The organism is Streptomyces sp. DSM 116793 (assembly GCF_057320905.1).
In genome coordinates, this window is the sequence record NZ_CM170494.1 from 8,336,181 (window position 1) to 8,349,681 (window position 13,501).

Consider the following 13,501-nt stretch of genomic DNA (forward strand, 5'->3'; position numbering starts at 1 on the left):
ACCGAGACCGCCCGCCCATGCCCCCGCGGTCCCGTCACGGGGCCGTGCCCGCCGCCCGGCCGCCACCCGGAGGGAAGACCATGACCGACGCGACCGACCGCGCGGCAGCACCGGACGACCCGGCCGGTCACCATCAGGCCGGGCACCGCCGTGGCGGCCCGGGCCGCTCCGGCCGCCGCCTGGTGCTCGCCCTGCTGCTGGGGGCCCTGCTGATCGGCGCCGTCGCGGGCACCGGACTCGCCCGGGACTCCCGGGATCACGCACCCCCCGGCCCGGACACCGGCTCCGGCACCGCGAGCACCGCCCGGGGCGGGGGAACGCTGCCGTTCGACCTGCCGGCCACCCGCGAGCTGCGCGCCGGCCCGCACCTCGTCTTCGCGCACTACTTCCCGCCGTACCCGCTCTCGCTCGACAACGAGCCCGCGGACCGGGACTACTACAGCCGCAACTACCTCACCGTCGACGGCGAGGGCGGCAAGCACGCCGCGTACGGCGGCCTGCTGCGGGACCGGCCGCCGCCCGTCGAGCCGTCCGGCGGCGACTGGCGGCTCACCAACATGGAGCGGGAGGTGCGCACCGCGCGCGACGCGGGCATCGACGGCTTCAGCGTCGACATCCTCGCCCTGTCCGGTCCCAACTGGGAGCGGGTGCGCACCCTGCTGCGGGCCGCCCGGGCCGTCGACCCCGGGTTCAGGATCATGCTCATGCCGGACATGGCGGCCCTGGACGAGGGCCCGGAGGCCGTGGCGGACGCGCTCGCGAAGCTGGCCGGTGCCCCCGCCGCGTTCCACCTGCCCGACGGGCGGCTCGTCGTCTCCCCGTTCAAGGCCGAGGCGCACAGCCCCGACTGGTGGACCCGGGTGGTCGACCGGCTGGCGCTGCGGCACCGGGTGCGCACCGCCCTCGTCCCGTTGTTCCTGGACTTCCGTGGGCACGCCGAGCAGTTCGCCCCGATCAGCTACGGCTTCTCCGCGTGGGGCAACCGCAGCCACACGGGCCAGTCGGGCAGCGCGGAGAACATCGGCCTCGCGCACCGGCTCGGCAAGCGCTGGATGCACTCCGTCGCCGTCCAGGACGCCCGCCCCAGCCAGGGCGTCTACGACGAGGCGGGCAACACCGCCCTGCTCCGCACCACCTGGTCCGACGCCATCGGGGAGGGCGCCGACTGGGTCCAGCTCACCACCTGGAACGACTACTCCGAATCCAGCCAGGTCGCCCCCTCGCTGCACAACGGCCACGCCTACCTCGACCTGTGCTCCTACTACCTGACCCGCTTCAAGACCGGCCACTGGCCCCGGATCGTCCGCGACACCGTCTACCTCACCTCGCGCGTCCAGTTCGCGGGCAACCGGAAGGCGGCCCGGCAGCCCAGGCTGATGGAGCCGCGCCCCGGCACGGCCACGCCCCGCGACACCGTCGAGGTCCTGACGTTCCTGACCGCCCCTGCCACCCTGGACACCACGGTGGGCGGCGTCCGGGGGCGCGAGTCGGTCCCCGCGGGCGTCCGCCCCACCCTGCTGCCGCTCCGGGCCGGTACCAGCTCGGCGGCCGTCGGCCGGGACGGCCGCACCACGGCGCGCGTCACCACGCGCTACCCGGTGCGCACCGCCGTCGACGTCCAGGACCTCCAGTACTACGCCGTGAGCAGCGGGCGCCCCGGGGAGGCCGGGCACCCCGGCTGACCGGCGGCTCCGGCTGACCGGCCCGGGGCGGGTGACCGGCGGCGGTCCGGAATCCTGTATCGTCTGACATGCAGTGCCGGGACGTGGCGCAGCTTGGTAGCGCACTTGACTGGGGGTCAAGGGGTCGCAGGTTCAAATCCTGTCGTCCCGACGGCAATGGTGGATGTCTCCACAGGTCAGGGGCTCTCCTCGGAGGGCCCCTGACGCGTGAGCGGGAGCTGTGCGGAAGCCTTCTGGGCGCCGCCCGCTCCGCGGGCATTCCGCAGCGCCACCGCGTTCGAGGCCGACCACTGGCCCGGCCATGACCCGGTTCGGCGCCTTGGCCTCCGCCGAACGTCTGGTACTACGGGCCGGCGTCCGTGATCACCGGCACTTTCAGGCCCTTTTCGGTGGCCCGTGGCCGCATGGTGCCGGGCGAGACCATGTCGCGTTCGCCGTCGTGGTCGCAGCCGGGGGACGACTCCCCCCAGACGGCACGGCGGGCACGCGCGGCCTGTCCGTGGGCGTACGCGTAGCACAGCCGCGCCGCCGGCGAGATCACCGGGATCGGCGGTTCACCACGGCACCGATGATCGGAGAGCTGGCCCGATTGGAGCGCCGTCGAACGTACGGCTGAGTACCGTCGAGGTTCGGCACATGTTCGAAGACGCCTGCCGAATCCCGGCTCCCTCCAGTTCGGACAGCCGCGTACCGTCGGCAGCCGTGCGGATGCCCTCTGGATCGCCAAGAAGGTGATGTGCACATGAAGACGTCGGCCAAGCTACGCATCGGCATCCTTCTCGTTGCCGCAGGCACGGTGGCGGGCGTGGCCCCCGTGGCCGTATCGAGCGGCAGCGCCGGCCACGATCGGACCGTGGTGCAGGACCGGGACAGGGCGGCGGGCGAGTCCGGCGAAGAAGGAGAAGAAGAGGAGGACGAGGCGCCCGTCGACTTCCTTTCCGTGAAGGCCAGTTCCGGTCGGCCGGTGTCAGCAGGGCAGGTGACGTTGGCACGGAGACAGGCGGCACGCATCCCGACCGGCGACGCGGGCCGACCATGGCGGTCCGTGGGTCCCACCAACGTCGGGGGTCGCGTCGTCGACCTGGCCGTCGACCCCACGGCCTCGCCGAGCACCGTGTACGCCGCGGTGTCCAGCGGCGGGATCATGAAGAGCACCGACGGCGGCGTCACCTGGAAAGCCGCCTGGCCGACCACGACCCAGCAGGCGATGGGAGCGCTCGCCCGGGCCTCGGACGGCACGCTGTGGGCCGGTACCGGTGAGGCGAACCCGTCCGGCGGCGGCACCACGTTCTTCGGCGACGGCATCTACAAGTCGGCCGACGGCGGGGCCAGCTGGCAGAAGTCGGGCCTTCCGGACAGCGGTGCCTTCGGCCGCATCGCGGTCGACCCGGAGAACCCGGGCCAGGTGTGGGCGGCCGCGACGGGGTCACTGTCCTGGGTGTCCGCCCAGCGCGGGCTCTACCACCTGACCAATGGCGGCAAGGACTGGAAGCTCGCCCTCGCGCCCACCAACGACAAGACGGGCGCGATCGACGTGGCCATCGACCCGGCCGACCCGAAGATCATCCTGGCGTCGCTGTGGGACCGCTCCCGGAACAACGGCGCTTTCCAGTACGGCGGTACCGGCTCAGGGCTGTACCGCTCCACCGACGGCGGCGCCACCTGGACCCGGCAGGACAACGCGAACATCAAAGGTTCGGTGTGCTCGTGGGACCAGACCAAGAGCGGGCTGAACGTGGACGCGGACCTCGGCCGCATCGGCATCGCGTTCGCCCCCGGCGACCCGAACCGCGTCTACATCCAGTTCGCCGGCGCGAACGGCCCGGACAAGGGCTTCTACGTCTCCGACGACGCCGGCAGGACCTGGACCTGTGGGGGCGGGGAACCCGGATCGGTCACCGGCGGCTACGAGTGGGTCTTCGGGCGGCTGTGGGTCGACCCGCTCGACGAGAACCACCTGTTCGCCGCGGACGTGAACTTGCGCGAGTCGACGGACGGCGGCACGACGTGGAGCAACTCCAGCGGCCCGCACGCCGACCACCACGCCATGGCGTGGGACCCGAACGCCCGTGGCCTGGTCTACGACGGCGGCGACGGCGGCGTCTATCACTCGACCCGGAACGGAGCCAGTGGCACGTGGACGCACGCCCAGGTCGAACCGTGGACCCAGTCGTACCACCTGGCGGTGTCGCAGCAGGACCCGCTGCGCATGGTCACCGGGCTGCAGGACCAGGGCAGCATCCGGACGTGGACGCCGGGCGCCGAGCCGACCGACCTGACGCAGTGGAACTCCTACGGTGGCGGTGACGGACACTGGGTCCAGATCAACCCGGACAACCAGCTCGTCTACTACCAGTGCTCGCAGCCGGTACCGCCAAGGATCAACTGCGGACGCCGGGTGGACGACGCCGCGAGCGGCTCGACGTCGAGCACCAACACGAGCTTCTCCAGCCCGCCGTGGCCGTCCGACACCCGGATCACGACCGACATGCCGATCGTGCCGGACCCGGCTGATCCGGACTACGTGTACGTCGCAGGCACGTCGATCGCTCGCTCCGGGGACGGCGCGGTGTCCGGTGCCAACGCGTGGACGGTCATCAGCCCGGCCACCCCCGACAGCCCGGACAGCCTGCCCGGCAAGGTCCCGCCGGACGAGATCAACCCCGACCTCTACTACGCGAACGAGTACGGCGCCGTCACCCAGATCGCCCCGGCCAAGACCACCGGCACGCCGACGTCACCGGCCGGCACCATCTACGCCGGCACGGACACCGGCAAGGTCTGGAAGACCACCGACGCCACCGCTGCCAGCCCCACCTGGACCCGGCTCGGCAAAGGCGTACTGCCGCAGCGGTGGGTCACCGCGATCGTCGTCGATCCCACCGACGCCGACCACGTCTACGCCTCCTTCTCCTCCTACCGGGAGGGCGACCTGGCCGCGAACGCCTGGGAGTCGACCGACGGCGGCAGCACCTGGACCAACGTCAGCGGCAACCTGCCCAACGCACCGGTCTGGATGGTCACCTACGACCAGGCCCACAACCAGCTCTACGCCGCCACCGACTACGGTGTCTTCCTCCTCAAGAACGGCGACAAGAACTGGGCCCGGCTCGGTTCGCGGCTGCCCAACTGCCCGGTCATGGACGTCAAGCTCAGCGCCGACGGCCGCACCGTGTACGCAGCCACCTTCGGCCGAGGCGTGTACCAGCTCTCCGTGAAGGAGTGACGGTCGCCGTCAGACCTTCCGGCGGCCGTCCACCGGTGCGCCTTCGCCGTGATGCGGCGACGCCTGCCGAGCTGACCTGCGGCCATGGGGCCGTACACCTTCGCCAGGCATGGAAAACGCGTGGACTCCCCGGGCGCTGTCGCGGGAGACTGCGGTGCCCGAGCTCCCCGTACTCGCATGCCGGCAGCGCCGCGAGCGCGGGGGCTCTGTCGTCGCGCCCGGCTGCCGGAGGAGGACAGCGCGAGAGCACTCACCCGAACCGAAGCTCCGTACGGACATCGAGGCAACGGCGTCTCCCGCGCAACGACGTGGCGGACTGCCGTGCGAAAACCACGGGATGGGGATGGGATCGCCCGCATCGCGCGAGGACCGGCCGGGCAGGGGCCCGGTGTCGCTCGCGCTTCGTTACTACGCACGGGAGTTGACCCGGCTCCGGCTGCTCACGGCACCCGCCATGCTGCTGCCGGCGCTGGGCAACATCGGCATCAACTACATCGCGCCGCTGGTCGTCGCGAAGCTCGTCGGCCGGATCGCCGGCGATGCCGGCACGGCCATCGGCTCGGCACTGCCCTACGTGCTCGGCTTCGCCGGCGTCCTGCTGCTCGCCGAGGTGCTGTGGCGCATCGGGCTGCACTGCCTGAACCGGGTGGACGCCCTCGGCATCGAGCACCTCTACGTCATCGGCATGGACGAGCTGTACGCCAAGGACGCCGTGTTCTTCCACGACAACTTCGCCGGGTCGCTGACCAAGCGGGTCCTGAGCTTCGCCTCCCGCTTCGAGGAGTTCGTCGACACGCTGACCTTCTCGGTCGTGGGCAGCCTGGTGCCGCTGGCGTTCGGGTCCGTGGTGCTGTGGCGCTACGAGCCGCTGCTCGTCGTCGGGCTCCTGACGATGATCGCCTTGACGGCGCTGTGCGTGGCGCCCCTCATCCGCCGTCGCCAGGCCCTCGTCAACCAGCGGGAGGAAGCGATCGCCCGGGTGTCCGGCCACGTCGCCGACAGCCTGATGAACATGGACACCGTCCGGGCGTTCGCCGCCGAGGAGCGCGAGGCCGCGGAGCACCGGTCACGCGTCGCCGAGTCGAGGCGGCTGTCGCTGAAGTCATGGGATTACGGCAACCTGCGCATCGACACGCTGGTCGCACCGATGTCCGTGCTGACCAACGCGCTGGGCCTGCTGCTCGCGGTCGCGCTCGGCGGGGGCGGGCAGAGCGTGGAGGCGGTCGTGGTCGCCTTCACGTACTTCACCAACGCGACACGGATCATGTTCGAGTTCAACCAGATCTACCGCCGCCTGGAGAGCTCGATGACGGAGGCCGCACAGTTCACCGAGCTGCTGCTGACACCGCCGACCGTGCTCGACCCGGCCTCGCCAAAGCCGCTGCCGCCCCGGCGTGCCGACGCCGCGGGCGGCCCGGCGTCCGCGGCCGTCCGCTTCGAGCGGGTGACCTTCGCGCACGGGGGAGCGGAGCCGCTCTTCGAGGGCCTGGAGCTGGCTGTGCCCAGCGGGGCGAAGATCGGACTCGTCGGCCGCTCCGGTGGGGGCAAGACCACGCTCACCAGGCTGCTGCTGCGGATGACGGACATCGACGCCGGCCGGATCCTGATCGGCGGGCAGGACATCAGCACGCTGCGCCAGGCCGACCTGCGCAGCCTGATCGCCTACGTGCCGCAGGACCCGGCGATGTTCCACCGCTCCCTGCGGGAGAACATCGCGTTCGCCCGGCCGGACGCCACCGACGCCGAGATACGCCGCGCGGCCGAGGCGGCGCACGTCACGGAGTTCGCCGACGCGCTGCCGGACGGCTTCGACACCATGGTGGGCGAGCGCGGCATCAAACTGTCCGGCGGCCAGCGCCAGCGGATCGCTCTCGCCAGGGCGATTCTGCGGGACGCGCCGGTCCTGCTGCTCGACGAGGCGACCAGCGCCCTGGACTCCGAGAGCGAGATCCTCGTTCAGGAGGCGCTGTGGCGGCTCATGAAGGGGCGGACCGCGCTGGTGGTGGCGCACCGGCTGAGCACGGTCGCCACCATGGACCGGCTCGTGGTCCTCGACCGTGGCCGGATCGTCGAACAGGGCACGCACCAGGAGTTGCTCGCGGCTCAGGGCGCCTATGCGAAGCTGTGGCAGCACCAGTCCGGCGGCTTCCTCGACGAGGGCCCCGCGCGAGCCGACCTGTACCTGCCATGACGGTACGGGGCTGTGACCAGCCGTGACGACGAGCCGTGGCCTGCCGTGACGAGGAGCCGTGCGGGCGTGGCGGTCACGAGCTGAGCGGCCCGGCCCGGCCCGCCCGTGTGGCGGACGCGGGGACCCGTGCCGGCGCAGGCGAGTGCCACGACCGGCCGTGGCGGCCTACGCCTCCACGGCCGACGGCTCCGGCGACGGTGCCTCCACGGCCGACGCCTCCAGCGCCGCCCCCTCCAGCGCCGCCCCCTCCAGCGACGAGACGGCCACGACCAGGGGGGCGAGCCTCGGATCACGGCGGGCCAGGTCGAGCGCCTCGCGCAGGGCGGCCTCGTACGTCGGCCGGGCCTCGCGGAGCAGGCGCGTGCCGTCGTCGGTGACGTTGGTGTAGATGCCGCGCCGATCGGTGGGGCACAGGTAACGGGAGAGCAGGCCGCGGTCCTCGAGGCGGGTGACGAGCCGGGTGGTGGCGCTCTGGCTCAGCACGACGGCGTCGGCGACCTGCTTCATCTGCAGATGGCCGTTGGGGCCGTCGTGCTGCCGGCTGAGGACGTCCAGGAGCGCGTACTCGCGCGCGCTCAGGCCGTGGTGGGCGTGCAGGGCTGTCTCGAGGCGCCCCTCGATCCTGCTGTGCAGCAGCGACAGGGCGCACCAGCCCCGGGTGAGGCCGGTGGCGGGGAGGTCCGGGGCGGTCATGGGTGCCTCCTGCGGCGGGTGCGCGGGTCCGTCAGGGTCCGCGAGGCGTGATACACAGCACTAGCAATATACATCTTCAACGGTAGTGCGCGCTTGCAATTAATTCTCCTGCAAGTATTGTGGACGCACGTAAAGGGCGTTCGCAATCACTTGGAGTGAGCCTTCATGCCCATCGCGCTACTGGCCCTCGCCATCGGGGCCTTCGGAATCGGAACCACCGAGTTCGTGATCATGGGGCTGCTGCCCGAGGTCGCCGGTGACTTCGACGTGTCCATCCCCACCGCCGGCTTCCTGGTGACCGGCTACGCCCTGGGCGTCATGGTCGGCGCACCGCTGATGACCGCGCTCGGCACGAAGATCTCCCGCAAGCGCATGCTGATGCTGCTGATGGGGTTGTTCGTGGTGGGCAACCTGGTGTCGGCGCTCGCACCGGCCTTCGGCGTGATGGTCGTGGGGCGGATCGTCGCCTCCTTCGCGCACGGCGCGTTCTTCGGCATCGGATCCGTCGTCGCGGCCGACCTGGTGGCCCCGGAGAAGAAGGCCGGCGCCATCTCGATGATGTTCACCGGCCTGACCGTGGCCAATGTCGTCGGGGTACCGCTCGGCACCTCGATCGGCCAGTCGCTGGGGTGGCGGACCACCTTCTTCCTCGTCGCGGCCCTCGGTGTGGCGGGCCTGGCGGGGATCGCCCGGCTCGTGCCCGAGATCCCCAAGCCGGAGGGCGTGCGCCTGGGCCATGAGCTGGCCGTCTTCCGCAACGCGCAGGTGCTGCTTGCCATGGCGATGACCGTGCTCGGCTTCGGCGGTGTCTTCGCCGCGATCACCTACATCGCGCCGATGATGACCGAGGTCGCCGGATTCGCGGACTCCTCCGTGACCTGGCTGCTGGTCCTCTTCGGGCTCGGCATGGTCGGCGGCAACCTGGTCGGCGGCAGGTTCGCCGACCGCGCCCTGATGCCGATGCTGTACGTGTCGCTGGGCGCCCTCGCCGTGGTCCTGGCCCTGTTCACGTTCGCCGCCCACGACAAGGTCGCGTCCGCGGTCTTCATCGCCCTCGTCGGCGCGCTGGGCTTCGCCACCGTGCCCCCGCTCCAGAAGCGGGTGCTCGACCAGTCGGCGGGCGCCCCGACCCTGGCGTCGGCCGTCAACATCGGCGCCTTCAACCTGGGCAACGCGCTTTCGGCGTGGCTCGGCGGCCTGGTGATCTCGGCCGGGCTCGGCTACACCGCCCCCAACTGGGTAGGCGCCATCCTCGCCGGCTCCGCTCTGGGCCTCGCGGTCCTCTCCGCCGCACTGGAGCGCCGTGACGTCCACCGCGTCCGGGCCACCCCGCGCGGCGCCGGCGTCGTCGCCACCGGAGGCGTCGCCACCGGCGCGGACGTCGCCACCGGCGCCCCCGCGGAGCCGACCCGTGCCGGCGCCGACCGGCACTGAGGCGGGCAGCAACCGAAGAGCACCCTCACGTCCAAGGAGACCGATCCGACATGAGAACCCCCGAGAGAGCCACCCCCGCGGTGTCCGCCCCCGGCTGACCCCGCACCAGAGAGCACACCCGCAGGCACAAGAGACCGACGAAGGACATCATGAGCTCCGTACCCCACGTCACCCTCCACAACGGCATCGAGATCCCGCAGCTGGGCTTCGGCGTCTTCCAGGTGGAGGACGACAAGACCACCGCCGCGGTCCTCTCCGCCCTGGAGGCCGGCTACCGCAGCATCGACACCGCGGCCGTCTACGGCAACGAGGCCGGCGTCGGCCGTGCCGTGGCCACCTCCGGCATCCCCCGCGAGGAGCTGTTCCTCACCACCAAGCTGTGGAACGCCGACCAGGGCTACGACTCCGCCCTGCGGGCCTTCGACACCAGTCTGGCCAAGCTCGGTACCGAGTACGTGGACCTCTACCTCATCCACTGGCCCGCCCCGGCCCGCGACCGCTACCTGGCGACGTGGCGTGCGCTGGAGAAGCTGCTGGCCGACGGCCGGACCCGCGCCATCGGCGTGTCCAACTTCCAGCCCGCGCACCTGGAGCGGCTCATCGACCACACTGGGGTGGTCCCGGTGCTCAACCAGGTCGAGCTGCACCCCTATCTCCAGCAGGGCACGCTGCGGGCGTGCCACGCCGAGCACGGCATCGCCACCGAGGCGTGGAGCCCGCTGGCCCAGGGTGCCCTTCTACAGGACCCGGCCCTCGCGGCGATAGCGCAGCGCCACGGCAGGACGCCCGCCCAGGTGGTCCTGCGCTGGCATCTGCAGCTGGGGAACATCGTGATCCCCAAGTCCGTGACCCCGGCCCGTATCCGGCAGAACATCGACGTCTTCGACTTCACCCTCACCGATGAGGACGTCGAGGCGATCACGGCGCTCGACCGCGGCCGGCGCATCGGGCCGGACCCCGACACCCTGGACTGAGTCCGGCGCCCGCGGATCGAGTCCGGCGCCGCGGACCGAGTCCGGCGCCCCGCGGACCGAGTCCGGCGTCCCGCGCTGAGCCCGCTCACCGCGACGGCGACTGCGCCGCTCCGACCCCCCCGGCGGCCGGAGCGGCGCGGCCCGTTCCGCGGCCCGTTCCGCGGCCCGTTCCGCGGCCCGTTCCGCGGCCCGTTCCGCGGCCCGTTCTGAGGCCCGTTCTGAGGCCGTGCCGCCGCCGGCCGAGCGTCGGGCCGCTACTGGTCGACCGTCAGGACGAGCTTCCCGCGCACCCGTGCGGTCTGGCTCAGCCTCCAGGCCTCCGCCGCCTCGGACAGCGGCAGCGTCCGGTCGACGTGGACGGTGAGCCTGCCCTCGTCGGCGAGTCGGGCGAGCTCGGTGAGGCCCGCGCTGTCCGGGCGCACCCAGACGTACTGGCCGCCTCGCTCGGCGGCCGCCGCGTCGACGATGGAGGCCACGCGGGCGGGGTCCTTGAGGAGGCGCTGCGAGAGCGCGACCGCGTCGTCGCCGCCGAAGTCGAGTGCCGCGTCCACTCCGCCGGGGGCGAGCCGGCCGACCCGTTCGGCGAGGCCGTCGCCGTACTCGACGGGCTCGGCGCCGAGCTCACGCAGGAAGTCGTGGTTGCGGGCGCTCGCGGTGCCGATGACCCGGGCGCCGAGCGCCACGGCGATCTGCGTGCCGAGGGAGCCGACCCCGCCCGCCGCGGCATGGATGAGGACCGTGTCGCCCGAGCCGACTCCCACCCGCTTGAGGGACTGGTACGCGGTGAGCCCGGCCAGCGGAACCCCCGCAGCCTGGGCCCAGCTCAGCGCGGCGGGCTTGCGGGCGAGCAGGCGCACGTTGGCGGAGACCAGCTCCGCGTACGCCCCGAGGTGCACCTCGTCCTTGCGGAGGTAGCCGTAGACCTCGTCGCCGACGGAGAACTCCCCGGCGTCCGGGCCCACCTGCTCCACCACGCCGCTCACGTCCCAGCCGGGGACGAGGGGGAAACGGGTCTCCATCAACCCGTCGAGGCGGCCCTCGGCGAGCTTCCAGTCGACGGGGTTGACCCCGGCCGCCCTCACCCGGATGAGTACCTCTCCGGGAGCCACCTTGGGATCCGGGAACTCCGTCAGCGTCAGACGCTCGGGGCCGCCGTACTGGTCCAATGTGATCGCCTTCATGCGTGCACGTTACCACCGGGCCGCAACTAGGGGCGGTTGCAATAGGCGGCGTTTGCATGCATCTGCCGTGTACCGTGCTTGCCGCCGCCCGCGGCGCGATGCGGGCCGGACGGTGCGCGCACGGCGCGGGGGTCTTCGCGTGCCGGAGACCGCGAAGACCCCCGCGCCCGGACCGCGGCCGTCAGGAGCCGTGGCCCACCGGCGAGCGGTAGCCGACGCGGATCTCGTCGATGCCCAGCTTCCTGTAGAACGCCGGGACCGTCTCCGCCGCCCAGGTCGTGGTGACGGTGAGCCGCACATACCGCGTCCGCGGCACGTCGAGGTCGATGAAGCGCACCCCGCGGGCGGTCTCCATCACCCCGGTCAGCACGGGCGAGCCCCAGTCGGAGCCGTCGTCGCCGATGTGCACCTGGTAGTCCTTGATACGGGCCGAGTCCTCCTTGCGGCCGAAGGTCTCCCGGTTGTACGTCGGCGACCACTCCCGCTGGTTGACGGCGAGGAAGCGCACCGGGCGCCGCTCACCGAGGTCGAGGGTGATCGAGACGGGTAGCGTCTCCCCGCTGTCCCACCACGTCAGGAACGAGCCGTCGGTGAGGGCGGACGCCGGATAGCCGTCCTTGGAGGTGCTGGCGGTGGCCTTGACCAGGCGCTGCGGGTACAGGCCCTCCCGGCCGGCGGTGTGCACCCGCAGGATCGTGTCGTGCTCGTCCCACGCGGAGATCCCGCTGATCGTCACCCGGCCGTCCCGCTGGGTGAACGCCAGCCGCCTGCCCGTGCGGTAGTCCGAGACACCGTCGACCTTGTAGCCGTTGTCGCGGACCGTGAGCACACTGCCCGACGGTGCGGTGGTGACGTGCAGGTACTGCACCTTCGGGTCACGCTTGCTGATCGTGACGACACCGTAGGCGCCGTCGTTCCACGCGCCCGGCTGGAGGCCCCCGTACATGTAGCCGCCGCCGACGGTGTCCCGGTAGGTCTCCCGGATGGCGGGCAGGTAGCCGGCCATGAAGTTGTTGAACGCCTCCTGCTGGGCCGGGAACTTCCCATTGACCTGGGCAGTCTCGGCCATCAGGGATTTCACGGAGGAGCCGGCGTTGGTGATGTACCGGCCGACGCTCAGGTGGGTGTCGACGGTCGAGTCCGAGCCGTCGAACCACCACTGGCCCTTGCTCGGCAGCTTGTAGCAGGCCTCCGTCAGGCGGGGCATCGGGGTCCAGATGGCGGCCGGATAGTCGTAGTCCGGGACCATCCCCACCTTCTGCTCGTTGCTGACCGTGTCCATGATCGGCGTGTCCTCGTTGTTGTTGGACAGCAGCCAGGACGGACGCCGCTCGCGGATCAGCTCGTAGAGGCCGTTCTGCTCCCAGTACTCGTTGTCGTTGTCGATCCAGAAGCCGGACAGCCCCGGGTAGTTCTCCATCACCTCCAGGAAGTTGTCGTAACTGAACTCCCCGAAGCCCGGCCGTGTGGTGAGGTCCACCTGCTTGCCCTTGTAGGCCGAGTAGGCGGCGGAGTCGAGTTGCTCGAAGCCGCCCTCGGCGTGCCACTGCGGGTCGTCGGTCATGTAGAGGATGACGTGCAGGCCCTTGGCCTGGGCGGCGTCGATCAGCTCACCGAGGAAGTCCCGCTTGGTGCTGGCGCTGCCGGGGATCTTCGACGGCCAGGCGCGGGCATAGCCGAGTCGGCTGTGGAAGCTGGTCAGCACCACGTAGGACGCGTCCAGCTTGCGGGCCTCGTCCACCCAGTAGTCCGCGGTCCAGCCACCGTCGGTGATCGCCGCCTCCCAGGAGGCGGCGTCCCTGAAACCGGGGAAGGTGCGCATCCCCCAGTGCAGGAACAGCCCGGCCGACGCGGCGCGCAGCCAGCGCTGGCGGGGGTTGTAGAGGCCCTCGGGGAGGTCGTCCGGGAGGCTCTTGCGGGTGTGCTCGGCCGTCTGGGGCGCGCCGGAGGCGGCCGAGGTGCCGGAGAGTGCGCCGGTGAGGGCCGCGGCGCCGGCCAGTGCGCCGGTCGCCTTGAGGACATCTCGTCTGGAGGTCATTGGTTCGCCACCCATCTTGTCGGGGGGTCCTGTCGGGGGAAACGGATTCGGGTACAGGCGGACAACTGCGGGTCCCGTGGGC

At 71.6% G+C, this 13,501-nt stretch carries 9 protein-coding genes and 1 tRNA gene; 6 read left to right on the forward strand and 4 right to left on the reverse strand.

Annotated features, from left to right (window positions below; all coding sequences use genetic code 11):
- Positions 1–80: 80 nt before the first annotated feature.
- Together ACSMXW_RS32880 and ACSMXW_RS32885 are read left to right on the forward strand one after the other, a co-directional pair.
- The gene (locus ACSMXW_RS32880; RefSeq protein ID WP_485801741.1) at positions 81–1,682 is read left to right on the forward strand and encodes a glycoside hydrolase family 71 protein; all 1,602 of its coding nucleotides are present in this window, start codon (positions 81–83) and stop codon (positions 1,680–1,682) included.
- A 77-nt stretch (positions 1,683–1,759) separates the two neighbouring features.
- Positions 1,760–1,833: transfer RNA gene (locus ACSMXW_RS32885), tRNA-Pro, on the forward strand.
- 192 nt (positions 1,834–2,025) lie between these two features.
- Here the strand turns inward: ACSMXW_RS32885 and ACSMXW_RS32890 are convergent.
- A complete protein-coding gene (locus tag ACSMXW_RS32890; RefSeq protein ID WP_485801742.1) occupies positions 2,026–2,223 on the reverse strand; it encodes a hypothetical protein in 198 nt (65 codons plus the stop codon).
- Positions 2,224–2,424: 201 nt separating this feature from the next.
- On the opposite strand from ACSMXW_RS32890, the gene ACSMXW_RS32895 reads away from it, so the two are divergent.
- Entirely contained in the window at positions 2,425–4,908 is a 2,484-nt protein-coding gene (locus ACSMXW_RS32895; RefSeq protein ID WP_485801744.1) for a WD40/YVTN/BNR-like repeat-containing protein, read from the forward strand.
- Positions 4,909–5,251: 343 nt separating this feature from the next.
- Positions 5,252–7,099, forward strand: a complete 1,848-nt coding sequence (locus ACSMXW_RS32900) for an ABC transporter ATP-binding protein (protein WP_485801746.1) — start codon at positions 5,252–5,254, stop codon at positions 7,097–7,099.
- Positions 7,100–7,264: 165 nt separating this feature from the next.
- Here ACSMXW_RS32900 and ACSMXW_RS32905 read toward each other — a convergent pair whose 3' ends face one another.
- Complete coding sequence (locus ACSMXW_RS32905; RefSeq protein ID WP_485801748.1) at positions 7,265–7,792, reverse strand: MarR family winged helix-turn-helix transcriptional regulator; 528 nt, start codon at positions 7,790–7,792, stop codon at positions 7,265–7,267.
- 165 nt (positions 7,793–7,957) lie between these two features.
- On the opposite strand from ACSMXW_RS32905, the gene ACSMXW_RS32910 reads away from it, so the two are divergent.
- The gene (locus ACSMXW_RS32910) at positions 7,958–9,226 is read left to right on the forward strand and encodes an MFS transporter (RefSeq protein WP_485801750.1); all 1,269 of its coding nucleotides are present in this window, start codon (positions 7,958–7,960) and stop codon (positions 9,224–9,226) included.
- A gap of 149 nt (positions 9,227–9,375) precedes the next feature.
- Positions 9,376–10,200 (forward strand): aldo/keto reductase, encoded by an 825-nt coding sequence (locus ACSMXW_RS32915; protein WP_485801751.1) that lies wholly within the window; start codon positions 9,376–9,378, stop codon positions 10,198–10,200.
- A 254-nt stretch (positions 10,201–10,454) separates the two neighbouring features.
- Here ACSMXW_RS32915 and ACSMXW_RS32920 read toward each other — a convergent pair whose 3' ends face one another.
- Together ACSMXW_RS32920 and ACSMXW_RS32925 are read right to left on the reverse strand one after the other, a co-directional pair.
- Positions 10,455–11,381 (reverse strand): NADP-dependent oxidoreductase, encoded by a 927-nt coding sequence (locus ACSMXW_RS32920; RefSeq protein ID WP_485801752.1) that lies wholly within the window; start codon positions 11,379–11,381, stop codon positions 10,455–10,457.
- Positions 11,382–11,562: 181 nt separating this feature from the next.
- On the reverse strand, positions 11,563–13,419 hold the full coding sequence (locus ACSMXW_RS32925) for an alpha-L-fucosidase (protein ID WP_485801753.1): 1,857 nt from the start codon (positions 13,417–13,419) through the stop codon (positions 11,563–11,565).
- Positions 13,420–13,501 lie beyond the last annotated feature (82 nt).